Annotated in this window: 26 protein-coding genes; 5 read left to right on the top strand and 21 right to left on the bottom strand. The window is 55.7% G+C overall.

What is annotated here, in order from left to right:
- Positions 1 to 62: 62 nt before the first annotated feature.
- The 3 genes from HGT1_RS03865 to HGT1_RS03875 are packed head-to-tail and all read right to left on the bottom strand — an operon-like array spanning position 63 to position 2,756.
- A complete protein-coding gene (locus HGT1_RS03865) occupies positions 63 to 815 on the bottom strand; it encodes an SDR family NAD(P)-dependent oxidoreductase (protein WP_007120918.1) in 753 nt (250 codons plus the stop codon).
- A 49-nt stretch (positions 816 to 864) separates the two neighbouring features.
- The gene (locus HGT1_RS03870; RefSeq protein WP_007120917.1) at positions 865 to 1,908 is read right to left on the bottom strand and encodes a transketolase family protein; all 1,044 of its coding nucleotides are present in this window, start codon (positions 1,906 to 1,908) and stop codon (positions 865 to 867) included.
- Positions 1,905 to 2,756, bottom strand: coding sequence for a transketolase (locus HGT1_RS03875; RefSeq protein WP_152467648.1), 852 nt, complete (start codon positions 2,754 to 2,756; stop codon positions 1,905 to 1,907). The genes HGT1_RS03870 and HGT1_RS03875 overlap by 4 nt, the downstream gene beginning before the upstream one ends.
- Positions 2,757 to 3,140: 384 nt before the next feature.
- Here HGT1_RS03875 and HGT1_RS03880 point away from each other — a divergent pair, with 384 nt between their 5' ends.
- Entirely contained in the window at positions 3,141 to 3,773 is a 633-nt protein-coding gene (locus HGT1_RS03880; RefSeq protein ID WP_040701957.1) for a tyrosine-type recombinase/integrase, read from the top strand.
- A 315-nt stretch (positions 3,774 to 4,088) separates the two neighbouring features.
- A complete protein-coding gene (locus HGT1_RS03885) occupies positions 4,089 to 4,907 on the top strand; it encodes a hypothetical protein (RefSeq protein ID WP_007121049.1) in 819 nt (272 codons plus the stop codon).
- A gap of 139 nt (positions 4,908 to 5,046) precedes the next feature.
- On the opposite strand, the gene virB11 is transcribed toward HGT1_RS03885, so the two are convergent.
- From virB11 to HGT1_RS03950, 13 genes are all read right to left on the bottom strand, one after another.
- On the bottom strand, positions 5,047 to 6,027 hold the full coding sequence (gene virB11, locus HGT1_RS03890; protein ID WP_007121048.1) for a P-type DNA transfer ATPase VirB11: 981 nt from the start codon (positions 6,025 to 6,027) through the stop codon (positions 5,047 to 5,049).
- On the bottom strand, positions 6,024 to 7,457 hold the full coding sequence (locus HGT1_RS03895; protein ID WP_007121047.1) for a TrbI/VirB10 family protein: 1,434 nt from the start codon (positions 7,455 to 7,457) through the stop codon (positions 6,024 to 6,026). Before HGT1_RS03895 ends, virB11 begins: the two co-directional genes overlap by 4 nt.
- 2 nt (positions 7,458 to 7,459) lie before the next feature.
- Positions 7,460 to 8,191, bottom strand: a complete 732-nt coding sequence (locus HGT1_RS03900) for a TrbG/VirB9 family P-type conjugative transfer protein (RefSeq protein ID WP_007121046.1) — start codon at positions 8,189 to 8,191, stop codon at positions 7,460 to 7,462.
- Positions 8,192 to 8,195: 4 nt separating this feature from the next.
- Positions 8,196 to 8,867, bottom strand: a complete 672-nt coding sequence (locus tag HGT1_RS03905; protein ID WP_007121045.1) for a virB8 family protein — start codon at positions 8,865 to 8,867, stop codon at positions 8,196 to 8,198.
- Between the two features lie 19 nt (positions 8,868 to 8,886).
- Positions 8,887 to 9,900: a type IV secretion system protein gene (locus HGT1_RS03910; protein ID WP_007121044.1), complete on the bottom strand. Its 1,014-nt coding sequence runs from the start codon at positions 9,898 to 9,900 to the stop codon at positions 8,887 to 8,889.
- On the bottom strand, positions 9,901 to 10,320 hold the full coding sequence (locus HGT1_RS03915) for a hypothetical protein (protein WP_254702678.1): 420 nt from the start codon (positions 10,318 to 10,320) through the stop codon (positions 9,901 to 9,903). It lies immediately after the preceding gene.
- Positions 10,320 to 11,087, bottom strand: coding sequence for a type IV secretion system protein (locus tag HGT1_RS03920; protein WP_007121042.1), 768 nt, complete (start codon positions 11,085 to 11,087; stop codon positions 10,320 to 10,322). Before HGT1_RS03920 ends, HGT1_RS03915 begins: the two co-directional genes overlap by 1 nt.
- Positions 11,084 to 12,196, bottom strand: a complete 1,113-nt coding sequence (locus tag HGT1_RS03925; RefSeq protein WP_007121041.1) for a transglycosylase SLT domain-containing protein — start codon at positions 12,194 to 12,196, stop codon at positions 11,084 to 11,086. Before HGT1_RS03925 ends, HGT1_RS03920 begins: the two co-directional genes overlap by 4 nt.
- Before the next feature lie 199 nt (positions 12,197 to 12,395).
- Positions 12,396 to 14,786: a type IV secretion system protein B4 gene (locus HGT1_RS03930; protein ID WP_007121040.1), complete on the bottom strand. Its 2,391-nt coding sequence runs from the start codon at positions 14,784 to 14,786 to the stop codon at positions 12,396 to 12,398.
- Positions 14,761 to 15,039 (bottom strand): type IV secretion system protein VirB3, encoded by a 279-nt coding sequence (locus tag HGT1_RS03935; protein ID WP_007121039.1) that lies wholly within the window; start codon positions 15,037 to 15,039, stop codon positions 14,761 to 14,763. Before HGT1_RS03935 ends, HGT1_RS03930 begins: the two co-directional genes overlap by 26 nt.
- 15 nt (positions 15,040 to 15,054) lie before the next feature.
- Complete coding sequence (locus tag HGT1_RS03940; protein WP_039965702.1) at positions 15,055 to 15,336, bottom strand: TrbC/VirB2 family protein; 282 nt, start codon at positions 15,334 to 15,336, stop codon at positions 15,055 to 15,057.
- A 14-nt stretch (positions 15,337 to 15,350) separates the two neighbouring features.
- Positions 15,351 to 15,896, bottom strand: coding sequence for a lytic transglycosylase domain-containing protein (locus HGT1_RS03945; RefSeq protein WP_009807908.1), 546 nt, complete (start codon positions 15,894 to 15,896; stop codon positions 15,351 to 15,353).
- A 91-nt stretch (positions 15,897 to 15,987) separates the two neighbouring features.
- Positions 15,988 to 16,302 carry a hypothetical protein gene (locus HGT1_RS03950; RefSeq protein WP_007121036.1) on the bottom strand — a complete coding sequence of 105 codons (315 nt, stop codon included), beginning with the start codon at positions 16,300 to 16,302 and terminating at the stop codon, positions 15,988 to 15,990.
- Positions 16,303 to 16,434: 132 nt separating this feature from the next.
- On the opposite strand from HGT1_RS03950, the gene HGT1_RS03955 reads away from it, so the two are divergent.
- On the top strand, positions 16,435 to 17,013 hold the full coding sequence (locus HGT1_RS03955; protein WP_007121035.1) for a hypothetical protein: 579 nt from the start codon (positions 16,435 to 16,437) through the stop codon (positions 17,011 to 17,013).
- A 17-nt stretch (positions 17,014 to 17,030) separates the two neighbouring features.
- Here HGT1_RS03955 and HGT1_RS03960 read toward each other — a convergent pair whose 3' ends face one another.
- Positions 17,031 to 17,483: a helix-turn-helix domain-containing protein gene (locus HGT1_RS03960; protein ID WP_083790418.1), complete on the bottom strand. Its 453-nt coding sequence runs from the start codon at positions 17,481 to 17,483 to the stop codon at positions 17,031 to 17,033.
- Positions 17,484 to 17,637: 154 nt separating this feature from the next.
- Between HGT1_RS03960 and HGT1_RS03965 the strand changes: the two genes are divergently transcribed.
- Both HGT1_RS03965 and HGT1_RS03970 read left to right on the top strand, forming a co-directional pair.
- On the top strand, positions 17,638 to 17,892 hold the full coding sequence (locus HGT1_RS03965) for a type II toxin-antitoxin system HicA family toxin (protein ID WP_007121033.1): 255 nt from the start codon (positions 17,638 to 17,640) through the stop codon (positions 17,890 to 17,892).
- Positions 17,889 to 18,221, top strand: a complete 333-nt coding sequence (locus HGT1_RS03970) for a type II toxin-antitoxin system HicB family antitoxin (protein ID WP_007121032.1) — start codon at positions 17,889 to 17,891, stop codon at positions 18,219 to 18,221. The genes HGT1_RS03965 and HGT1_RS03970 overlap by 4 nt, the downstream gene beginning before the upstream one ends.
- A 103-nt stretch (positions 18,222 to 18,324) precedes the next feature.
- On the opposite strand, the gene HGT1_RS03975 is transcribed toward HGT1_RS03970, so the two are convergent.
- The 4 genes from HGT1_RS03975 to HGT1_RS03990 form a co-directional block, all read right to left on the bottom strand.
- Positions 18,325 to 18,657, bottom strand: coding sequence for a hypothetical protein (locus HGT1_RS03975; RefSeq protein ID WP_152467150.1), 333 nt, complete (start codon positions 18,655 to 18,657; stop codon positions 18,325 to 18,327).
- A gap of 141 nt (positions 18,658 to 18,798) precedes the next feature.
- Complete coding sequence (locus tag HGT1_RS03980) at positions 18,799 to 20,073, bottom strand: hypothetical protein (RefSeq protein ID WP_007121030.1); 1,275 nt, start codon at positions 20,071 to 20,073, stop codon at positions 18,799 to 18,801.
- 518 nt (positions 20,074 to 20,591) lie between these two features.
- Positions 20,592 to 21,761, bottom strand: coding sequence for an ABC transporter substrate-binding protein (locus tag HGT1_RS03985; RefSeq protein ID WP_152467149.1), 1,170 nt, complete (start codon positions 21,759 to 21,761; stop codon positions 20,592 to 20,594).
- A 41-nt stretch (positions 21,762 to 21,802) separates the two neighbouring features.
- A complete protein-coding gene (locus HGT1_RS03990) occupies positions 21,803 to 22,831 on the bottom strand; it encodes a branched-chain amino acid ABC transporter permease (RefSeq protein WP_176248661.1) in 1,029 nt (342 codons plus the stop codon).
- Position 22,832: the final 1 nt, after the last annotated feature.

The following is a 22,832-nucleotide window of genomic DNA, read 5'->3' on the forward strand; positions in this document are numbered from 1 at the left end:
CCCTTTGAGAAGACTTCAGGTTTTGGCGCCATTCCTCATGACGCCGGCTTTTAGCTCGGGGATCAGTGGATCAAAGAGCCTCCGTTGACGTCGACCTCAGTGCCTGTGCAGTAGGCGGAAAGGTCGGACGCAAGAAACAAGGCGCAGCCGGCGACGTCTGACGCCGCTCCGGCTCGGCCCATGGGAATGCCGTCCAGCACCATCTGTTGCTGATCAGCGGTCAGCTTACCTGCTGTGATGTCAGTGGCGATGAAGCCGGGACAGATGGCATTCACGCGCACGTTGTCGGGGGCCAGCTCACGCGCCATTGCCTTGGTCAGACCAAGGACACCGGCTTTGGCTGCGGAATAATGCGGCCCGCCAAAAATACCGCCGCCGCGCTGCGCAGAGACGGACGACAGGTTGACGATGGAGCCGGATTTCTGCGCTATCATCCCGGGGATGACGGCCTGGCTCACATAAAGCGTGCCGCGCAGGTTCACGTCTGTCACCGCGTCATAGTTCTGCGGCTCGATCTCCATGATCTTGAGTGGCTGGGTGATCCCGGCGTTGTTGACCAGAATGTCAATCCGGCCCCAGCTGTCCATCAGCGTCTGGATTGCCGCATTGCAGGCATCTTTGTCAGTGACGTTACAGGCGAGACCGACATGACCCTTACCGAGGTCCGCCGCTGCGGCCTTTGCCGCGTCAGCGTCGAGATCAAGAATGGCAATTGTTGCGCCGTGTTCGGCGAACATTTGCGCTGTCGCCTTGCCGAGACCTCGGGCCGAGGCCGCGCCGGTCACAATGGCGTACTTGTTCTTCAGAAGCCCCATAGCCTCTCTCCTCCCTTAAATTGTGTTGGACTGACTAAACCCTAATTCGTCATAGCCAATCTTTGATCTTCGCCGCGATCTGGCTGACTGTCATGCCGTACATCTCGTGCAAAGTCGGCAAAGCGCCCGCTTCAAGGAACTCGTCTGGAAGACCAATCATTCGGAACGTCGGGGTTACTCCGTTCGTCAGCAGGGTCCGCGCAACCGCCTCACCAAGCCCGCCAACAACGGTGTGGTTTTCGGCCGTAACGACCAGACGACCGCCCTTCTGCGCTTCCGCAAGGATTGTCTGGGTATCCAGCGGCTTAATCGTCGGGACATGCAGCACGGCAGCCTCTACCCCATCCGCCTCAAGTTGGACGGCGGCGTCCAGCGCACGCATGGTCATGAAACCTGTCGAGATGATTAAGGCATCCTTCCCGTCGCGTATGATCTGCGCTTTGCCCAGCTCGAACTTGTAGTCTGGTTTGTGGCGAGTCAGAACGCTCGGAACCTTGCCCCGTGGCAGTCGCGAATAAACTGGACCGTTATGCGCAGCAATCTGCGGCACCATGCCTGCGATATCGTCAGCATCACACGGGTCAATGATCGTCATGTTCGGCAGGCCCCGAAAAATCGCCAGGTCCTCTGTCGCCTGGTGGCTGGGACCGTAGCCAGTGGTGAGTCCTGGAAGGGCGCAAATGATCTTGACCGGCAGGTTTTCTTCGGCAATCGCCATTGCAATGAAGTCATAAGCGCGCCGCGAGGCGAAGACAGCATAAGTCGTGGCAAAGGGATTAAAACCTTCCCGTGCCAGCCCGGCGGCGGCCGACATCAACAACTGTTCCGCCATACCCATTTGGTAGAACCGGTCCGGCATCGCTTTGGCGAAGATATGCAGATCTGTGTATTTGGCGAGATCGGCGGACAGACCGACAATCTTGTCGTCTTTCCGGGCGGCCTCGACCAGGGCAAGGCCGAAAGGCGCCGCCACCGTGTCATAGCCCTCTGCCGCCAAGGAGGCGATCATCGCGGTCGTTGCAACCTTCTGACCGTCCGGGCCCAGCCGGACCGTGCGCGGCTCGTATTTGCGCTTCATCGAGGCGAGGGTCATTGCGGCTTTCCTTCTTCCAGCTTGGCCAGGGCTTTGGACCATTCGTCGGCTTCCACGCGCACGAAGTGGGTGATTTCGCGGCTTTCCAGGAAATCTACGCCCTTGCACATGCGTGTGTCGAAAATGATGACACGCGGTCCGGCATGGTCGGTGTTGCGTGCCTCATCGAATGCGGTCACGACGGCATCAAGATCGTTTCCATCCACCCGCTGCGCGTGCCAGCCGAAGGCGGCCCATTTTTTCTCTTCATCCCCTTGCGCCAGCGCCGCGCGCGTCGGCCCGTCAGCCTGCTGATTGTTGAAATCGACCAGACAAATCAGGTTGTCGAGCTTCCACTGAACGGCAGACATGACCGCTTCCCAGGTCGATCCTTCACCCAGTTCGCCGTCCGACATGAGGTTGTAGACGAAGGCGGGGCTTTCCTTGCGCTTTAGGCCAAGAGCCGCGCCGACAGCGATGCCCAGACCGTGACCCAACGATCCACCGGTAATTTCCATACCGGGCGTGTAGGACGCCATGCCAGACATGGGCATCCGGCTATCGTCCATACCATAGGTTTCAAGCTCGTCCTCCGGCAAGATTCCTGCCTCCATCAACACCGAATAAAGCGCGATGGCATAGTGACCGATAGAGAGGTAAAAGCGATCCCGACCTTCCCATTCAGGGTCTTCTGGCCGGTATTCGAGTGCATGGAAATACGACGCGGCAAGTACGTCCGCCACGCCGAGAGCCTGGCCGATATAGCCTTGTCCCTGAACCTCGCCCATCAAGAGCGCTTTGCGCCGGATGTTCCACGCGCGTCGCTCGAGCGAGACGTTGGATTCAGAATGTCGACGGACTGTTTCCATGATTTCCTCCCTTTGCCCAGTTGGGCGTCGGAGGAATTGATAGCAGAGCACACTTCACCGGTCTTTTATCTAAATTTACAGACTTTGTTAGCTCAGCTTAAATGATTTTCATAATCTACGGAACGACTACAGCCAGACCGGCCGCTCTCAAATCAGGTCGTTGGCATCGGCCAAGTTTGGCCGCTGCAATGTCTGTCTGACACGGATTGTACCAGTTCGCGCCCGACGCAGCATTGGTCAAAATGCGCTCTTTGCTGCCGAATGCGTCTGCGGCGTGTCCCAAAAAACAGGCGACCTGACAACGGCCATTCAAACTGCCTGTAAAATTTAGGTGTCAGCGCGGTGCTGATGTCTGGGTTTGGCGGGAGGATTGGAGGGCGTAATATGCCAAGAGTCCAACTTCCCGCTGTCACCCCGAAACGAAGACCCTGGAACAAGGGCCGGATCATCGGCCAGAAACGACCACTGTTGCCGAAACAGGTCTGGGCGATCCGCGCGCGGCTCGAACTGTCGGGCAACCTGCGCGATCTTGCGCTTTTCAACGTGGCCATCGACAGCAAACTGCGAGGATGCGATCTGGTGAAACTGGCGGTTGCTGATCTGGTCAAAGATGACCGCGTGCGGGAGCGAGTCTCTGTGATCCAGAGCAAAACCAAGCGGCCCGTTCAATTCGAACTGACGGAAAACACGCGCCAAACTGTCCTGGCTTGGGTCAAGTCGCCCGAGATGTTTGCGTGCCGGTACATGTTCCCGAGTCGGTTCCATGACCGCCCACACATCTCGACGCGCCAGTACGGTCGGCTCGTCCGCGACTGGGTGACCGCGATTGGTTTAGAACCGAGCGGGTATGGCACCCATTCGCTTCGTCGGACGAAAGCGGCCGAAATTTACCGAAAGACTGGCAATCTTCGCGCAGTTCAGCTGCTCCTTGGTCACACCAAAGTGGACAGCACTGTGCGCTACCTTGGCGTTGAGCTGGAAGACGCTCTGAGCATCGCCGAGCAGATCGACATTTGAGCCACGTTGGCGGACGGCATGTGCCGTTCGCCAATCCAGACCGGACTTGCGTACGCGGCGCAGCGGTGGTTCTGATTGAGCCCTCTTTGCCGAATTTCTGCGATGCAGCTAAAGTCTGCTATCCCGGTGGAGGCAAAAACGTTCAACAACCACTTGGGTTTTGAACGGGGTTTAAGGCAGCATCGAACGAGGAGTTTCGTGGTTGTGCCAAAAAGGAGGGTTTTTGGAACAAGGCAGAATTTAAATCTACTTGAAGAGAAACAGTGCATCGACCATCAGTGATCAGAGCACGTCAACGACATGGAAGTTTAAGGAATGATGAGCGCCGATGTCCGCAGGAATGCGAAGATCCCTGCAGCAATATTTACGGTAGTTGCCCTTTTTGTCGGGCTTGCACTTTTAGCGTTGCAGATGATCCTACGGATGGAGTTGATGGCCCCTGGGCTTCAGTATATTTGCGCTGAGGGCCAGTTAACATTTTGCTTTGCAAATGTTGATCAAGCCAGCGCGATTTCGCGCGCCCCTTTGGCATTCCTAGTTTACTTGGCTCTGATTCCCGCATTCCTCGCAGTGCTTGTGATGCGCCTACAAAAAACCATGCCACTTCATTTCAAGGCATGGGTCGTTGCGGCGATGTGGCTAGCTCTTGCATGTTACCTCGCCGTTCCAATCACCAGTATAAATTTCCCCTCATCGTTATCGGGTCCTGTCGCGCCAGATGGCTGGACGCTTTATCCACCTTTGTCGTCATCCTCCTCGTCTTATCAAATTGATGCGATCCTTAATTCGCTACAAATGAACAAGGTGGTAGTTGCGATACTCTTAGCCCTAAGCCTGTTCGGTTTTACAATTGCCGGATTTAATCGACTGCGCTCCACCTTTTCAAAGGTCGTGCGAATAGGTTTCGCCACTTTGATGATCTGGATGACCTGGATGCTCATCTCACGGCTAAGCTATTTTCTGGGATTCATAAGTATGGATCGGAATTTTGGGACCGTATTTTTTGACCCCGCCTTGCAGCCGGACAAAGACTTTCCGACACGTTTTTTAGAACTTTTGGACGGCCCAGAAATATGGTACATAGCGCCGGCACTCTGTTGTTTGGTTCTTTGGTTTTTAGCTAGACGAACATAGCCTTCCAAAAAGGACCGTTTGTTGAACGGTTCGCTGGACAGGACATTCGCGCACGTGCAGCGAAGGTCTGAAATGTCCCGCGTAGTGTAAGTTGATACGGTGCGCAGCGAATGGCCGCAATCGTCGCGCTTTATTGAGCCTAGTTGGGCAAATAGAACTCAGCGATTCCACGTTTCCCGTCCATTCGACCCAATTGGACGATAACATCGATCGACTTCTGAATGTACTTCCGCACCTCAGCGAAGGTGAGCGGCGTGCCCGCTTGTAAGACCATTATGGCTAACCGATCGATTGCCAGCTCAGCTGTTTCCGCATGGATGGTTGAGACTGACCCACCATGTCCGGTGTTGATCGCTTCGAGGTAAGTTAAGGCTTCGTCCCCGCGCAGTTCCCCAACGATGATACGGTCCGGGCGCATCCGCAAAGACGCCTGCAGAAGCGCGTGAGCGCTTCTCTGTGATCCAGTGCTGCGACTTGCCAGCAGGGCTACGGTGTTGGGTTGGCTAGGGAACAGTTCAAACGCATCTTCAATCGTGATCAGCCGTTCGCCATCATCGACATGAGTAAGAAGATGTCGGGCAAAGGTGGTCTTGCCAGTCGATGTGCCACCACTGATCAATATATTGAGCCTTTGATGTACCAAGGCCTCTAACGCGGCTTCGAGGTTTTCTTCAGCTTGGCTGGCAATGTCTTTCATCTTTTCAGCTCTCAGTTGGTCGAGCGAGACAGCTTTGCCAAAAAGATAGGATGGTTTGTACCCCTGCACGCCCGCTGTAGCGAACAGACGGATAGTGATCGAGGCACCCTGTTCAATGGCAGGTGGAACCGCGACCTGAACTCTCAGAGGTCGGCCTGCATATTCAACTTTGCCAGACACCAGCGGGTTTTTCTCTGATACGCGGGCATTGGCATCACCGACGATTGTCTGCGCCATATTGAATGCCGTGCTACGGTCAACTGTCTGACCTTCATGACGCATTGCCGCGTCACCTGCGGCTTCGACCCAGACTTTTCCATCAGGGTTGATTGCGATTTCGACGACATCGTCGCGCAGCAGCAAATCGCGAAACGGCTCAAGATATCGCTCTAAGTAGGACGCAGGCAGCGGGGGTTGGCTCAATAGATCACCACATCGCGGTCGACGAGAACTGTCACGGATGCACCTTGATCAATATAAATAGTGGGTGAGATCGAAACCTGCTCGGCGATCACAGACCCCACAGCGTCTTCCAGATCTCCGGAAACCCCCTCAAGCACTTCGCTGGCTGTTTCATTGTCAGTACTGTTTGCGGCAACTGCTGGTGCTGCGCCAATGAGGGAGATCAGCGCGGCCCCACCAAAACGTTCAGCAAACTTTGTGTCGACGATCCCAGTTAACCCAGAGCGCCCAAGCTGGTCGCCGCCAACAGAGGCAATTTCAATCGACGTCCCATCTGGGGTTAGAACGCGGGTCCATAGGATCAGGATACGTTTCTGGTTCAACTCAATTCCAGACCGATATTGGCCAAAAAGACGCGAGCCGCGCGGGATTAGGATTTGATCGCCAGAAAAGGCAGGCACCGGTTCAGACACAACCGCCACAACAGAGCCCGGCAAGTCGCTGTTGATAGCTGTTTGCAAGGCAGCTTGAATGACAGAGCCTTGGGAGAGCGTTCTCTCTGGAAAGGCCATCTGGGACGCTTCTTGAATTTCCAGTGGCCTTGCGCCTTGCCGGAGATACTGTTCGTTTTCGGTCAGGGTGGGTCCATCTGTTCCTGCCACAGCAGCATTTGGACTTGTTCCGTCAGCGGATGCGGTCCGTGGGCCATCTGCATAAACGACCGAAGGAGAAACGATCTGGGCGGTCAGCAATTCTTGCGCAACACGTTCGGCTTCACGCTGACGCTGCTCTTCCTCCTGCCGCTGGCGTTCTTCAAGCAACCGTTGATCTGCAATCAGACCATCGCGCGCCATTTCTGCCTCAAGACCTTCGCGCTGCGCACGTTCAGCGTCCAGCATGGCCTGCAGGCCGGCCAAACGTGCTTCGTTCTGCCGCTGCGCGTTTTCTATTTCGGTGTCTTTGGCGGCAATGGAGGCTTCAAGCGCATCGGTTTGGACTTGGAACGCCTCTCGCAGATCAGAGACGGCTTCCTGAATTTCGGCGTTGCGGGCAGATTGGCTCGCAGCAAGCGCTTCCCTCAGTTTCGCGATTTCCTCCAGCACCGCTGCACTGGGTTCTGCGGGTGCCGGCGCAGGGGCCGGCACATCGAGCGCCTCTTCAACTGCTATAAGTGCATCGTTGACCCGTTGTTCCGCTTCATCCGGCGGAAATTCCAACCGCCCACCATTTCCGGTGCGTTGATCCTGAAAGGTCTCAACGTCAGACGTTTCTAAGCCTTTGGCTCTTTCTTGCAGATTTGTTGCCAGAAAGTAGGCAGCACCACCGCCGCCAAGCGCAAGCGCGATCGCCAATGCCCCGACACCTATATTACCGCCACGGCGTTTGGTCTTGTTCTTCTGGCTGAACGTGCTCAGGCGGTCCTGAAGGTCGGGTGTGTTCTCATCAGCCATGATCAGTTGCTCACATAAATTGCGCTGTCATCGCGCAAGGCGCAGATGGCCTCGTCGCCAATCCGCAAGGTCCAGAATTGGTTCACGCCAAGCACGCGCACGATGTTGCCTTGTTGAGTCCAGTTCACGGTGCGCTCCCGGCCTTGATCGTCGGCCTTAAAGACTGCGGGTTGGCGTCCGTTTTCGGGGAAGGTGAAGTATGTGTACCGCCCGTCATCGTAGATATGGGTTGGACGGAAATCCCCTTCGCCCGCGACGCGGTAGCTGTAGTTGCGCGGGGCCTCAAAGCCTTTGGGTTGGGTACTAGCAGCTGCCGCGCGACGCTCATCCTCTGGATAGAGAAACCGCACCTCAAAAAACATGCCCGAGCGACCCGGAATGGCCCCTTCGCGCAGATGGAAGGAATAGGTCCTGCGGTTGGTGATCACTGTCATGTTGGTCGAGGCACCTTGCACATGCGGCTTGATGGTCAGCACGTTTCCGAGCTCGGGGATCGGATCGACTTGGAAACTCTCGGTGTCGCCAACAATGACCGCATCAAACCGTTCGCCTGGCCCGAAGTGGATAGTTGTTGAGTGGCGCAGATCAGTCTCGATGACGAAGACTTGGTTTTCGAAGTAAGTGGCGATGCGCACACGATCGTCGAGCGCGCCGCTGCGCGGCACGGACTCTGACAGGGCAGGGGACGCCGAAAGCAATGCGGCAGCGCAGATCAAACGGGCAGCGATATTCAAGGGATCAGTTCTCCAAAGTCTCGGCGTCGACGCGGTATGAGGTGACCACGAAGCCCAAGGGGTTGGCCCAGACATCCTGAAGGCGCTGGCGAGTTTCTGGTTCAAAGGCGTAGCCAGCAGTGGCCACATAGCTGCGCGTCACGGTGCGGGTATCGCGCGTGCGGCGCAGGGTGCGGGTAAAGCGGATCTGTGCGACGCCAGGTTCGATCTGGTTCACGGACTTGATCACAACTTCGATGACGGCATCGCGGCCATAAACAGCGATTGGGTAATCTTCGTTGGACGAGGTCCAAAGGTCGCGCAGGGTGCGTGCGGCATCTCCGTCGGATCGTTCAAGAACGGAATTGATCCGTTGTTCGCCGTCGGTCAGGTCATAGGTTTCTCGGTCATCCACATAAGCCACAAGGTTGGCCTGAATAATGGCATCGCTCTCGGACAGGGACAGTGCTTGGACTGCAGCCACTCGGTCCATTTGGCCGGTTTCCTTGTCCACGACGACAACGAATGTCTCGATCGACTTGAGTGGAAACACACTCGCTCCAGCGACAATTCCTGCCAGCCCGACCAGAACGCCAGCGGCGGCCACAAAATAGGCAAAGCGTTCGCGTCTTCGCGGGCCGTAAATAAAATCCACTGCAAAAGCGTCACTTTGATCTTGGCTTGTTTGGCTTTTCATTTTTGGTGTTGGTCTTTCATCATGAGGCGCGGAAGGATTTGACGGTGTTCAGGGCTGAGGCTGGTGTTCTGCGGATCGCTTCGCCGGTTTTGACAACGCCGCTGTTCACCGCTTGCTGGAGCTCTTGCGGTGATTTGCCTGTTGCGAGGCGCGTGGCACTGCCCGTGCCATAATCGCTCGTGTTGACGATGCCGCGACGTGCCAGCCCCGTCAGGCCGACAGCGTTGGAGGCGATGCCCATCACGCCGGTTAGGTTGGAGGCGATGTAAGGGACGGATGCCATAATCCCGGCGCTGAGGAGCAGAATGACCAAGAATGGCAAGATGAGACTGACGGTTTCGACATCGACGGGATCGGCGGACGCATCGCCAATGGCTTCTGCGATCGCAACGATAATGCCAGCAGCACCTGCAGCGGCGACGGGCATCAAGGCGTAGCCGATAGTTGCACGGCTCCAGGCCTCAAAGAGAGACTGGGTTGGCTTGAACAGCGATGTGATGATCATGAATGGGGCAATCACGATCATCAGCGCAAAGACGATTTTGGCGAATGCAATGATCCCAGCAGTAACGGCTGCGAAGAGTGCGGAAAGAACGAAGAAAATTGCGCCAAGCACAGCCCCAAAGACCCAGCCGGCTTGATCGCCGATCGTGTCGCCGTAGGCCGTGATCCGGGCCACCATGTTGTCGAGACTTTCGTATACGCCGGCCTCATCGCCAGATCCCGTGAGAGCGAGAATGGATGCGCCGACTGAGTCCGGTACTTGCGTTACAATGCCGTAGATAACGCTAAAATTATCCCAACTCTGGGCGAAAATGGCGACCAGCGAGATTTTGATCCCAAATGCAAATGCGCTGCCAAAGGTCATGGGCTTGAGTTGCATCACAACATTGATGCCCAGCAGTATCAACAACAGGACAGCACCTGCTGTGATGACATTGCCCACTGCTGCAGCCGACGAGATGAAGCCATCTTGTGCGACGCTGTCTACAGCTGCATCGACCTGGTCGAGGATATCGCTGATAATCCCCATCTATTCGGCACAACCCTCGGCGTGCTCAGCCTCGAGCGCATCGGCCATGGCATAGAGGTCGAGGACTTTGAACGGCAGGCGCGGATTGTCGGACGTTCGAAAGCGCGGCAGCTCTGCGAGAGCAATGTCCCATGTGAATTCTCCCAAGAGGCAATCACAGGTTTCGGTTTCCAACTGCCGTTCGGCAACGAGAATACGCAATATTGCGCGGTATCCGTTGCGTAGATAAGCCGTCTCCGCAAGATCTACCGGAGGACGCGGAATGCGGCAGGCCTCCCCAGCATCAGGGGTAATAGCCATCGAACTGAATGGCTTTGGCCCACCGGATGTTGAATCAGGTGTTTCAGCAAAAGCGGAGACAGGCAGCGCGATAAGCAGCGCTGCAACTGTAGACCGAATTGAACGCGGGAGGCGCATCATCACGGATCCACCGCCATTGATCTGAACCGGCGCTCATCGGCCAGTGTCGCCGCATCAACCACACCGAGCTGTCCTGCGCTAACACCTTGTGCCGCTTCCAAGCGCCAGATTTGCGTCAGGATAATCCCGAGTTCGATAGTGACCCGCGTGTTCAAATCAACGGCCGCTTTCAAGCCGTCTTGATCGTCGATCAAGCCAACCATTGTTTCAAGGCGTTCCAGACTTTGGCCTGCTTCTGCATGGCTTTCTTGCGCGGCTACCGACAACATAGCGCTGGCGCCTGCGGACGTCGCAATGCGGTTGTCAGCAGGTTGTGGCGATGACGAAAGAGTGCTGAGCGTCTCAGGCGTGAACCCACTGCCGGAGAGCACACGCTCTACTGATGCTTCCAGTTCCGCGCCTGGATTAAAGCCACTCAGGAAATCTCCGCTCGCCAGTGAGCGCGCTGTATTTAACGGGCCAACAAGTTTGCCCCGCAAGGCGCGGAATTCTTCAACCGATGCAAAGAGACCGCTCAGCCCGCTGCCTTCGATAAGAGATGCCAACTGGGCGTCCAAGTTAAGAAGCTGGGAAAGCTGGGTCTCGAGCTCCAACCGCATGGTGGCCAGCTGTTGCAGCTGAACATTCAGGTCTTCGGCCATGTGCTCAAGCTGCGCGACCAACTGGCCAAGCTGTGAGCCGTCAAACGTTGGCACGCCTTGTGCGCGCGCTGGCGTCGAAAGGCCAAGGGCGGTTATCGCCGCGACCGAAAGAAGAAGCTGTTTCAATTTGGCACTCCCATTTGCATGAATTCACGCTCGGATAGGCGGTCCGCGACCAGATGTTGGGCATGGGTCGCTTCGCGTTGTTGATTGGCTGCCATCAGCCTGACGCGCAGATTTAGGATGCGGGCGATTTCAGCTTTGGCGTAGGTGTTGAGTTCCCACGCGGCTTTCGCATTTGGTTGGGCGTCGATTTGCAGAATGATCGCGCGCAGGCGGTTGATGACCTGCATCGTCGTGGCGTGGCTGCTTGCCGCATAATAGACGCCTGCATCCGAGATGTTGGCGTATTCAGCGAGGGCGAAATCTGAGGATGACAATGTGCCAAGCGCCTCCGCACCACCGACAACGGCAAGGTATTCGTTGTAGAATTTGGAGATATTGCGCACATAGCCTTGGGTCTCGGTAAAAGGCGGCACGCCGCCATACTCGATCACGCGTCCGGGGCCTGCGTTATAGGCTGCGAGCGCATGGGGGATGTTGCCAAAGCGGTTCAGCTGGGTCGTGATGTAGCGCGCGCCACCACGCAGGTTGTCCATAGGATCGTAGCGATTGACGCCCATGTCCGATGCGGTGCCGGGCATGAGCTGTGTCAGTCCGTAAGCGCCAACATGGCTTTCGGCGGTGATATTGAAGCGGCTTTCCTGTTTGATCAGTGCCTGAAACAAGCAGCGCCATTGCGTGGCGGAAAGACCAGCCCGTGCGACGCCTGGTGCGCCAGCATATTCGCCTGCAACGCGCACAATCATCATTTCGACGGTTTCGCGGCCCTCGCCAAAGAGGCGGCTGTTCATCGGACTTGTATCGGTGTTGGGATAGACGGAAGCGACCCCAAAATCAGCGTTGCCTTCAAGGGCGCTGATATCAAAGCCCGGACCCGTCATAGCGGCAGAAATTGCCTCGAGCGTGCGCAGCTGATCTGCCTGCACCTCGGCGATGGAAGAACGCTCGGCTTCTTTGTCACCTTGGGTTCCCAAATCCTGAACCAATGCGGTCACACGCGCAATGGTTTGCCCGATTGCGGCGTTGTCTTGCGTTGGTACACCTTGGGCGAAGCCCGAGGTTGCATGCAGGCAAAGCCAAAGCCCAGCAGATATGATGACGGGGCGGATCATTCTGGGCGCGGCAGGGCTTCGAAAGTACAATCTTTGCCGCTCGCAGCTGAAACTGGTGCCGTGGCCGCGAAGGATAGCGTTGCGCGTGTCACCACCGGGTCACCGCTTCGGTTAAAGCATGGGGACGTTTTCTCGGTGTATTGCGCGCAGGCCGATAGCAACAGCGCAGCCGAAAGCACAAGAATGGTTTGGGAATATCTCATTGTGGTCTCCAAAAATCTGGGTTTGAACGCCAGTCGGCTGGCACGCGGGCCTCACCTGTGGCACCGCCGCCCAAGATTGGCAGCAAGTCGCCAAGGGCAGAGAGGTCAGCATCGACAAAGACGCTGTCACCCGCGGAGCGCACCAGCGCGATGCGTTGGCCAATGGTGGGTTGGACGAGCAAAGCAGCTTCCTTGGAGTTCACGCGCAGAAAATCGTAATCGGCCACCGTGGCGCGGTCGTTGGGAAACAGGATCTGCGTCGGGACGGTTTCAACAATGGTTTTGCCAACGCGGCTGTCGCGCAACTGGCTGGGGTACTGCGTCATCATGATCACGACGCAGTTCATCTTGCGCAGGGTCACGAGCCAGTTTTCCAACCGTGCGCCGAAATAAGGATCATCCAGTAGTTTCCACGCCTCGTCCAAGACGATGATGGTGGGTCGACGGTCTTCAACTACGCGTTCAATCTGGCGGAAAATGTATGAAAGCACAGCCATGCGCTCCGTTGTCATGTCGAGGATCTCAGTCATATCAAACCCGACGATGTCGCCAGAGAGATCGAGGCGCTGCCCACGGTCGGGTTCATCAAATACCCAGCCAAACCGACCGCCGGGGGCCCATTCTGCGACGCGGGACTGCAGCTCGCCATCATCATCCAAGGACTGGAACAAGGTTTCAAAGCTGGCAAAGCGCTGTAAGGCTGCGCCAGCATCTGCATTCTGTGTTACCGCACCCTGGATGTGGCGCGATTGTTCTCCGGATAAGGCACCGCTGCGCGTCAGCAAGGTGGCCAACCAATCGGATAACCAAGCGCGTCCGCGTTCATCGATTTCAGAGGCGAGCGGGTTGAGGCCTGTGGGCACGCCTGCGCGGATTTCATTGTAACGGCCACCCAAAGCTCGGACTGCCATTTCCAAGCCGCGATCTTTGTCAAAGAAGAACAGGCGTGCGCCGATCCGTTGCGCTTGCGCGGTGAGGAAGGCAGTCGTCAATGTTTTGCCAGTTCCCGTGCGCCCTAAAACCAGTGTGTGGCCCACAGTAGGTTCTTTGCTTGCAGAACCCGCTTCGTGGAAGTTGAAACGGTAGCCTGATGTACCCACTGTTGGCAGAACCGCAATGCTCTGACCCCACGGGCTCTCGTCATTGCTACGCCCTTCAACACTGCCGTGAAGGGCTGCAAAATCAGAAAAATTGGTCGATGAGATTGGTGTCTTTCGGGCGCGATAGCCAAAGTTGCCCGGGCTCTGTGCAAAATAGGTGGCTTTCAGCGCCATGTTTTCGCGCACGATCACAGCCATGATTTCTTGGCCGACCCGTTTGATCTGTGCGGCGGCGCGTTCAAGTGTGTCGCGGTCAGGCGCATAGACGGCGATGGAAAGGTGATGGTCGCCAAAGGCGATGCGTCCCGCCTCTTGATCGTCTGCAGCCAAGGCCAATTGGTCGCGCAATGACACGGCGGCATCATCTGACGCATGCATCTGTCTGATGATGCGCTGGATGCGCTCGGCCATGATGTTGTTCGGGATTGGACTGAATGAATTGGTCAGTACGATATCGAGAGGCAGATCTAACGCATCGAGAAGCGTCACGTCTGTCAGTGCGGGATAGGATTTGATGCTAAAGAGCGCGCCATATTTGACGGCACCTGTTGTGGCACATGTAATCGTCGCCACATCTCCATCGAACGTCGCGCGGCAATCACTGATGGTATGAGACAGGGGCAGGGGGCTTTGACCAAATGCGATGGGTGAAAAGCTGCCTGCGTTGAGCGTGTTCAGATACCCGAGCCATTCACCGCCCGTCTTTGTTAAGCGAACAGGGTTTGCCGAAGAGAGGGCCACCGCAAAGAAGCCCATAACCTCGTTGAGCTCTTGAACACGCGCTGCGCGGTCTTTGACCCAAGCTTTGCGGGCGAGTGCGCGCAAAAATGGGATGCGGGCTGCGAGATTGGGGCGGCGAATGACGCTGAGATACATCTGCCGCTTGGAAGGTCGCAGGCCTTTGATGTGAGCTGCCCAACGGGCATCGACTTGGGACGCGAAGGTATCACCCTCGACGGGCTTAAGGTCTAAGTTTTGTGGAACAGAGACGCGGTGGATGTAAAAACCGAACGTATTCCCGGTTTGGGCCACGATTGCGGCAACCGCGCGCTTGAGCGCATCAAGGCGATCGTCCTCGGTAGTCATCGGGTTCAGACCATCAAGGCGTAGGGTTGCCAGAAGATCGCCTTCGCGCAGCACCATCACATCGTCCGTTGCCAAAGCAAAATAGGGCAGGTGCTCCGCAAGGTAGCTTTCACGGGCAAATCCTGTTCCCCCAGCTTCACGCACCGCAGGGCCGATGCCGCTCAAAGTTCCACCATCAAGCGCCAAAGCTGTCACCCCCATGATGTGCGCGGTTTTTGGTCGGGCGCACGGTGCCAAAGGAGATGCGCAGCACTTCAAAGAAATGAGGCTCTTTGTCCGCAACGAACCAAAGGACTGGATAGGCAATGATCCCGATCAGGAAAAAGATCAGAGATTTCGTCCAGATAAATGGCAGAACGACCCCCATGGCCAAGACCACCAGATATCCGACAGGGAGACCCAGATACTTGGGTGGGCGTGCGAGGCCGAGGAAAAGTGGGGAACGTTCTGCCATCTGCTCTGCCTGCTCTTAGGTGAAGCCGTCGACGATGGTGCCCGCCGAGAAAATCAACACGATCCCGATGATCACGGAGGCGAACCATCCCCAGTTCAGCCGCCCCATCATGCACATGAAGCCTGTGCCAATGACCGCTAGAGTAGCCACGGCAATGCCAATTGGTCCTGTGAGTGCGGCTTCGACCGTCTCCAACATTGTTTGAATGGGCGACAAGTCTTGCGCGAAGGCAGGGGAGGCAAGGAGCGCTAAGGTTGCGACCATGAGTGGCAAGTATCGTGAGTGGTGTCTTGGCATGAAAATGTCCTTGATCAGTTCAGTTCAATAATGACGGGAGCGCGTGTGGGTGCTGTATTGGCGACGCGGATTGGTGCTGGCTGCGACGTTCCACCGGACAGCCGTTCACGAATGTCGTGGATGCGTGCAATGTAGGCGCGTGTTTCAGAAAACGGCGGTACGCCTGAGTATTGCTCAACGCGATGGGGCCCAGCGTTATAGGCGGCTAAGGCAAGTTCGACGCTTCGGAATTCTGCCAGTTGGGTTAGCAGGTAGCGTGCTGCGCCGTCGAGGTTCTGAGAGATATCGCGGGGATCCACACCAAGCTCGCGTGCCGTAGCAGGCATCAATTGCCCTAAGCCATAGGCACCCTTGGGGCTGATGGCAGTCGGATTGTAACTGCTCTCCGCTTCAATCATCGCTTGAAACAGAACGTGCCAGTCTCGCGTCGAAAGGCCTGCTTGCGCGATGGCCCTGTTGTTTTGGTGCCGGCTGGCCGTCTGACGAATGAGTGAGAGAACTTGGGCAGAGGCTCCCGCCGCAGGCGCAATTGGTGCAACGGCAACAGGTTGCGCTTCCACAGCATCGTCGGACGTGGCCCAGCTCGGGCGTGTTCTGTGAAACGTCCACCCAGACGCCGTAGCCGTTCCGTCAGCGCGAAAGGCTAGAACGTCAGCCGTTGCCCTCGAGGGTAATGTTGTAGTCAGCACCAAAGCGCAAATCGCGCCCGTCGCCAAACTCGAGATGGTGTTTGAAAAGCCCCGGCCAGATATTGAAGTATCGCGCTTCTGGCCCGAGAGGCGTGATCCGCGTGGACACAAGAATGGCTTCGGGTTCGCCCTCACGCAGGTAGATGCACTGGTAGCGCGGCTTGCCATCGTCCGTGAACCCCACGAGTTCATACCGGCAGCGGAACGCAACTTCCCTCTTTTGAAGGTCTTTGACCCCATCGAGTGTGATCAAGATTTGATTGCGCGCTATCGGCATTTGGACTCTCCCCCTGAGAGCCCTTCTAGTCCGACCTAGTACAAGCGGAAAGACACATTGAGTCAATATGATATATTGCAGAATTTAACAAAATGCTAAACCATAGGACGAAACCAAACAAAGGAGTCTCCGATGAAACGGCTTATTTTGTCAGCAATCTTTGGTGTTTTGATGACATTTGGCGCACCTAAAAAGGCGCAGGCCTACGATATAGATTGCGCGATTATGCTCTGTATGGCGGGTGGATTTCCTCCGAGCGCGGTCTGCGCGCGGGCCTATCGCACAATGATCCGCCGCATCACGCCGTGGCCGAGTAGGCCTCCGTTCGGGATTTGCACCTTCGCCGCAGTACCGATTGAATTGGGTGGCCCCGGCGGTGAGGGCGAGGTTGATACGGACCTTCCAGAATACGAATGGCTCAACCGCACACATGTGATCTGGTTCACAGGCCGCTCTTACACGCCGCGTGACGATCCAAGGCAGTGGGACTGGAGTATTCGGTCTTGTGACCGTGAAAACCGAACCTGCCGATATATCGCACGTGTCTACGGCTCGCACACGCGTTGGCCGAGCTCATTTGTCTCCGAAAGCGGGCAAACTATTTTGTTGCCCGTTGGGCGTGGTTTTGGAAACTTCTACTCGCGCGATATCATGGTCGAATATGGCGACTACGGAGGCAATATGGGTCATTCAGACTGGTTTTCCTACTGAGCAGGTATCTGCCTTTGTCAAAGCAGTATGCAAGGTTTCACGACAATGGCCGATTGTTTGACCTTCTTCGGATCGACAAGCCAGCGGCGAACAGTTGATCCGTCGTTCCATCTATAGTCGATCAATACGAGGGTAAGATCGTCTTGCCGCTTCTCAAATCCCTCTTGAAACGGCACAGCAAGCAGCTGTGAGCCTCCAGACACCTTTTGATCATCTGAGGTTTCATGATCGGCGGTTCCTGACTTTTTACCGCGGGTTATCAGAACTGGCTCGATTAACTCGATGGGGTCAACTTCGAGAGCAAAAGCAAGCTTTTGCACGGTCGCCATTGAGGTATAATATTGTGAACGTTCCAGTCGGCCAACATAGCCTCGTTCAAGTCCTGCCTTAAGTGACAGGGCTTCTTGGCTAAGGGATTGAAGCCGCCTTAGTTTTCTTAAATTTGCACCAACGCGATCTCGTAAATCCATGCGAGATCAATGGCTTGATTTTGGCTGATAGTGCGACGGAGTATACTACAGATTCTGTTGTTTTGACGTTTGGTGCGGCGCATCATGAGAAACCGGCACACACCCTAGTGAGCAACTTGCTTGCAATATATGCAAGCATGACCTATATAGACCCATGAATAGCAAACACCGCAAGACTCTGGCCGTTGTCTTTGCCGACCCAGTGTCGGGAACAGTCGAATGGTCCGCTGTTGAGAGATTACTTGTCGCAGCTGGTGCGCAGGTCATCGAAGGACGCGGTTCACGAGTGCGGTTCGAAAAGGACGGCGAGGTCGAGACGTTTCATCGTCCGCATCCCGCCAAGGAAGCCAAACGCTATCAGGTGCGCGCCGCCCGCGCATTCTTGGAACGGATCGGAGTAACGCCATGACCAATACCATGACCTACAAAGGCTACTCAGCCCGCATCGAGTATGATGATGAAGATGGCATTTTCACTGGCCGCCTTGCCGGTATCAGCGATGGTGTCGGATTTCATGCTGACACGGTTGAAGCGTTGCGGGATGCCTTTCATGAAGCGGTTGAAGACTACGTTGAGACTTGCGCAAAGGTCGGCAAGGAGCCGCAAAAAGCATTCTCGGGTCAAGTCATGTTTCGCGTCGATCCCGAGGTACACCGCAAGGCGGCACTCGCGGCGGAGCTGTCTGGCAAAAGCCTGAACCAATGGGCCGAAGAAGTTCTTGGTCGCGCGGCGGAGTAAACGAAGACACTGAACATCGAAGCGTCGGGATTGTGGGTAACGCGCTGCCCGCCCAACAGGGCGGGGCATTGGCAACCAAACTTACTGCTGGGTATGCTTAGATTTAAGTATCCAGCGGTAGTCTCACGGTGTCGCCCTCAATCACGGGGAAGGAAATTTTGGTGAAACCGCAGTCGGTCAGAAAAGACACGATTCCCGTCACGGTTTTGAACTCACGAATGGAAATTTCACCTGCCATCCTAGAGCGCGCCGTGACCAACATTTGCGTAGTCCCATCGGCATGTTCTGCGTGCATCGTCCAAACTCCAAACCATGATGATGCTTTGCGCGTTGGCGATACGTTGCATGTAATGATGAGTTTCGAACCCGTCTCAAGGCGCTGTTTCAATGCGACCTCTGTTAATACATTGGGTGTTTCTGGTGGGTTCAACGGCAAGATTCAATCCACTCTCAATCGGTCAATAATGCTTTATTGTACCAACACCGGTCCCTAAGACAAGCTACGAAGGGGGCTATCTGCCCCCGCGCCAGTGGCGCTCCCCCGAGGATTATTTCGGGGAAGATAAAGGTAGGTGTCCTATCCTTCTGCGTCGTCCGAAGTAAATTCGATTTCGATTGTGCTGAACGGCTCTATACGGGTCAGACCATCGTTTCCGATTGACGCTTGGATAACATCAAGGGCTTTGCTTGCTTCGGTGTGAAAGTCTCTGCCATCACCCGATTGGGAAAGAACGTCGCGTAGATCAAGCGTGATGGTGAACACCATTTCGCCCATGTCGATCACAACAACTTCGTGATCCATGCTGCGTATCGACGGTTCCGACTTGGCGAGTATCGAGCATAGTTCAACCATAGCTTCGGGGTGCAACGTCAAGCCGGTCTGTTTTTGGGTTTCAAAAAACAGGGCTGCGATAAAGTTGTGAGAAACAAAGCGAGTGTCTTTCACGTCCCAATCGTTCATAAAATCGGCTGTGTAGCCCTCGTCAGCACCGACCAATGCCGCATATCGGTCGCGGCACGCTTCACGCATAGCGCCTTTGGTTGGGTAGGATGTTGCGAGGGCCGCAAAAAGTGTCTCCGCTAATGTATGCGGATCAACGGTGTCATCGTCATGGCCGGACGCAAAACCGACAGGGATTTTGGCCTTGTTTGGTCCTTCGATGTATGGGGCACCTTCGCCAAATGAATCGCAATATCGTAGTGGTTCACCAGCGAAACGTTCTACAAGTTCCGAACCTCGACCAGCGCGAACAGCTCTGATCCAAATATGGCGTGTAACTTTGGACACTGACTTTGTTCGGAATCCAATCAAATAGTAGTTTTCGTCTGGGTCAAAATCCACTTGCCAAAAGTTACCTTCAACAGCTTTTGCAAGTTCATTCGCGAACAATGCTTCGTCCTGGATGGTGAAAAATTCTGTTGGCTTCTTTACTGGCTCAAGGCCCCAATACTCATACCAATGATAGTCGGGGTCATGATGCTCTGGCAGCGTATCCGCGCCGTAGACGTGGATGGAAGCAAGACGACCGATAATTGCACCAATGACTTGATCTTGCCAACCAAGGGAGGGCGGCAAGCCTTGCTCGGCAAGACCTTCAACTGTGAAGGTGCGCAGGTAGATTTCGTCGATCCCCTCGTCTTCATCTTCCGCTTGGCGCTCGTCGCAAAACTCGACAACCATATCATTTGTGAACCGTATATAATCATAAAGTTCTTCCAAAACCGGACCCGGCACTAGCAGTTTGCCGCTGTCCCATTTCTTGATCGTATCGAGCCGAGTGGAAAAAATGTTGGATGCATCCTTTTGGGAAAACCCAAGGTATTTGCGCATGTAAGCGAACCGATTATCCATAGCGATAATCCTCCATTTGTTGTTGAAACTGGACTTGAAACCAAAAGCCAGTGGACCAATCCTCCGGCTGTGTTGAATCGTAGTTATCTTCTGCGAACCGAGCAAGCGGTTAAAGGGCCATCTGCATTCGGCCTTTAGGGCAAACAGGCTGGCCTAGCCTCGCGCGGTAGTCAGCAAGGGCGTAATTAACTCACCCAAAACTGAAACCGGACCTTCGTGCACAATGCAGCGAAACAGGAACAAGAGCCCAGAGCGCACGGTTTTCTTCAGTAGAGCTAAAGTCTGCAGTCTGGGGAAGGCGGAATTGCCTCAAAAACGGCAGCCCAAATCTGGCATTGGGAGAACGTTGCGACACCTTGGTGCAGCACCTCCACTGCATAACTGTCTCGTCTCTGTTGTCTCTCTTCGTTGATTTGCGATGTCGAGCCTAGGGTGCAAATCATTCTGGCCACCAGAAGCATATGAAAAAGGGTGCTCCAAACATGGAACACCCGCATTGTTTTGCATCCAGAGCCGGCTTACTTCAGCAGCACGTCCAGCGGCACAGGTTCGCTGATTGTAAAGCTGCCGATGACACCTGGTTTGCCATCTGTAATCTCGACAATCTGCATTTCAGCAGAGTTCTGGTGGTGGATCTGATCAGAGAAGCTGCGCGGACCAAAGACTGTTGGTTCGCCATCCATCTTCTCAAGTTCGGCTGTTACGGCTGATGCTTCGACAGTTCCGGCCCGTTCGACCGCTTTGGCCCATAGATCAATCAGCAGATAACCCGGATACGCGTATGTGCTGGACGGACCAGCGCCTGTAGCCGCCTCAAACGCATCACGGAGTTCGTTTACGGCAGGACGCGTATCATCGCCGTAGATAGACCCTTGAACCGGCACAATGAAGTTGGACAAATCAGGTGCGGCGTCCAGCCAGTAGGAGCCATCAACCGCAGAGCCGTTCAGGATGGTCGAGTTGATGCCCGCTGCCCGAATTTGGCGCACAGCAGACGCAGCCCCCGGAATGTAGGAGCACAGCATGATCACGTCTGGTTCGCTCTCAAGGCCTTTGATCCGGGTGATCTGGCTGGCGATGGAGGCATCGCCATTGAGGAAGGTATCACGACCGACAATCTCGCCACCCGCTTTGGGGAACATCCAGTCGAATCCGGTGCAGATACCTTTGTTGTATTCGATTGTCGTATCAAGCAGCACATAGCCGGTTTTTGCTGAACGCTCCTTAACGGACCATTCCGCCATCGTCGCCCCTTGAACAGCCGCCAGAACAGAGGCGGAGAAACTGTTCGGGCCAACCCCTTGGATACCTGCCTTGATGTCTTCTGCGCAGAGGAAGAAGGAGTTCAGGCCCGCCGCCTCAGCCGCCAAGGCTGCAGGTGCGCCAAAGTCGTAGTCACAGGTCACGATCAGCATTTCCGCGCCTTCATCGACCAGTTGCAGACCGGCACTTGCGGACTGTGCCTGATCGCTCTTGGTATCGGCTTCGATCCATTTGATCTGCTTGCCAAGCAGACCGCCGGCCGCATTGATCTCATCAATCCGGATGCGCGCCGCGGCGACGGCAGGGGCGTCATAGGCTTCGAGCCAACCGGATTTTGCAATGGCAAAACCGATTGTTATGTCATCGGCCATGGCGGGCGCGCCAAGCGCTAACGTGAGGGCTGTTGCAGTGAAGAAGTGTTTCATTAGTCGTCTCCCTTTAGGTTTCGATGTGTTTGATTTTCCGGTTAGCGGCCACCGATCCGCAGCCGGAGTTCACGCCCGCCAGTCAGACCGGCAGGGCGTAGAATGAGAACCAGGATCATGATGATCCCGATGATGATTTCCTGAGCACCCGTTGGCAGAGCCAATGTCGTCTCGCCAATCTCCATGCCCCGCTCCATCCGCACGAGCCCCTCGATGATGATGGACAGAACAAGGACCCCCATGACAGCGCCGGTCAGGCTGCCAATGCCGCCCACGACAAGCATTGCAAGGGTAATGAAGGTAATGCCGAGGTAGAAGCTGTTGGTGTTCAGAACACCAAGCGAATGGCCAAAGAGCGCACCCGCGACACCCGCAAAGAAGGCAGAGACCACAAGAGAAATGAGCCGATGGCCATACATGTTGATACCGCTGGCGTCTGCGGCCACTTCGTCTTCGCGGCTGGCACGCAAGGCCAGTCCGGATGCGGAGTTGGCATACCACGCAGCGGCCAGAACTGTGACAGAGGCCCACCCCAGAGTAACCCATTGATCGGCATATCGTGTCAGGCCGACAACAGAAGACGTGGCCCCCGTGACGCCTTCCCAGCTGGAATAAACGGTGTAGACAATTGCCAGAAATGCGAATGTCGCGATAGAGGCGGCGATGCCGGAGAGCCGCAAGATCGCAGCACCTGAAATCAGTGCAATGACAGCCGCCAGAAGGCCCGAAGCAACAGCAGCCGGAAAACCATGCCATTCAGCAGTCGCCAGATACGGCCAGAGATCAGGTAGGAACATCCCCTTCATCTGGGGCCTCAGGGTCAGCCATGCAGAGCAATAGGCCCCGATCGCCATGTAACCGGCATGTCCGAAACTGACGAGGCCGGAGTTGCCAACGAATATCCAAAGCCCGACAACAAAGGTCACGCGGATCAGGGTTTGCGCCGCCATACGCGCCAATGATTTGTCACCCAGAAGCGTGACCAGCAATGTGAACACCACCAGAATGGCGATCAGCAAGATTGGCGTGGACCAAGCACTCAGGCGCTTTTGTTTATGTGTTTGTGCCATG

This window comes from Sulfitobacter sp. HGT1 (genome assembly GCF_013282155.1).
Taxonomy (GTDB): domain Bacteria; phylum Pseudomonadota; class Alphaproteobacteria; order Rhodobacterales; family Rhodobacteraceae; genus Sulfitobacter.

What these genes read in the sequence shown, in the direction of transcription:
- HGT1_RS03885 (WP_007121049.1), top strand. Translation starts at nt 4,089, where the DNA reads ATGATGAGCGCCGATGTCCGCAGGAATGCGAAGATCCCTGCAGCAATA.
- HGT1_RS03910 (WP_007121044.1), bottom strand. Translation starts at nt 9,900, where the DNA reads ATGGGGATTATCAGCGATATCCTCGACCAGGTCGATGCAGCTGTAGAC.
- HGT1_RS03865 (WP_007120918.1), bottom strand. Translation starts at nt 815, where the DNA reads ATGGGGCTTCTGAAGAACAAGTACGCCATTGTGACCGGCGCGGCCTCG.
- HGT1_RS03895 (WP_007121047.1), bottom strand. Translation starts at nt 7,457, where the DNA reads ATGGCTGATGAGAACACACCCGACCTTCAGGACCGCCTGAGCACGTTC.
- HGT1_RS03955 (WP_007121035.1), top strand. Translation starts at nt 16,435, where the DNA reads ATGAAACGGCTTATTTTGTCAGCAATCTTTGGTGTTTTGATGACATTT.
- HGT1_RS03990 (WP_176248661.1), bottom strand. Translation starts at nt 22,831, where the DNA reads ATGGCACAAACACATAAACAAAAGCGCCTGAGTGCTTGGTCCACGCCA.
- HGT1_RS03985 (WP_152467149.1), bottom strand. Translation starts at nt 21,761, where the DNA reads ATGAAACACTTCTTCACTGCAACAGCCCTCACGTTAGCGCTTGGCGCG.
- HGT1_RS03930 (WP_007121040.1), bottom strand. Translation starts at nt 14,786, where the DNA reads ATGGGGGTGACAGCTTTGGCGCTTGATGGTGGAACTTTGAGCGGCATC.
- HGT1_RS03935 (WP_007121039.1), bottom strand. Translation starts at nt 15,039, where the DNA reads ATGGCAGAACGTTCCCCACTTTTCCTCGGCCTCGCACGCCCACCCAAG.
- HGT1_RS03960 (WP_083790418.1), bottom strand. Translation starts at nt 17,483, where the DNA reads ATGGATTTACGAGATCGCGTTGGTGCAAATTTAAGAAAACTAAGGCGG.
- HGT1_RS03940 (WP_039965702.1), bottom strand. Translation starts at nt 15,336, where the DNA reads ATGCCAAGACACCACTCACGATACTTGCCACTCATGGTCGCAACCTTA.
- HGT1_RS03925 (WP_007121041.1), bottom strand. Translation starts at nt 12,196, where the DNA reads ATGATCCGCCCCGTCATCATATCTGCTGGGCTTTGGCTTTGCCTGCAT.
- HGT1_RS03965 (WP_007121033.1), top strand. Translation starts at nt 17,638, where the DNA reads ATGAATAGCAAACACCGCAAGACTCTGGCCGTTGTCTTTGCCGACCCA.
- HGT1_RS03915 (WP_254702678.1), bottom strand. Translation starts at nt 10,320, where the DNA reads ATGATGCGCCTCCCGCGTTCAATTCGGTCTACAGTTGCAGCGCTGCTT.
- HGT1_RS03970 (WP_007121032.1), top strand. Translation starts at nt 17,889, where the DNA reads ATGACCAATACCATGACCTACAAAGGCTACTCAGCCCGCATCGAGTAT.
- HGT1_RS03875 (WP_152467648.1), bottom strand. Translation starts at nt 2,756, where the DNA reads ATGGAAACAGTCCGTCGACATTCTGAATCCAACGTCTCGCTCGAGCGA.
- HGT1_RS03980 (WP_007121030.1), bottom strand. Translation starts at nt 20,073, where the DNA reads ATGGATAATCGGTTCGCTTACATGCGCAAATACCTTGGGTTTTCCCAA.
- HGT1_RS03950 (WP_007121036.1), bottom strand. Translation starts at nt 16,302, where the DNA reads ATGCCGATAGCGCGCAATCAAATCTTGATCACACTCGATGGGGTCAAA.
- HGT1_RS03870 (WP_007120917.1), bottom strand. Translation starts at nt 1,908, where the DNA reads ATGACCCTCGCCTCGATGAAGCGCAAATACGAGCCGCGCACGGTCCGG.
- HGT1_RS03905 (WP_007121045.1), bottom strand. Translation starts at nt 8,867, where the DNA reads ATGAAAAGCCAAACAAGCCAAGATCAAAGTGACGCTTTTGCAGTGGAT.
- HGT1_RS03880 (WP_040701957.1), top strand. Translation starts at nt 3,141, where the DNA reads ATGCCAAGAGTCCAACTTCCCGCTGTCACCCCGAAACGAAGACCCTGG.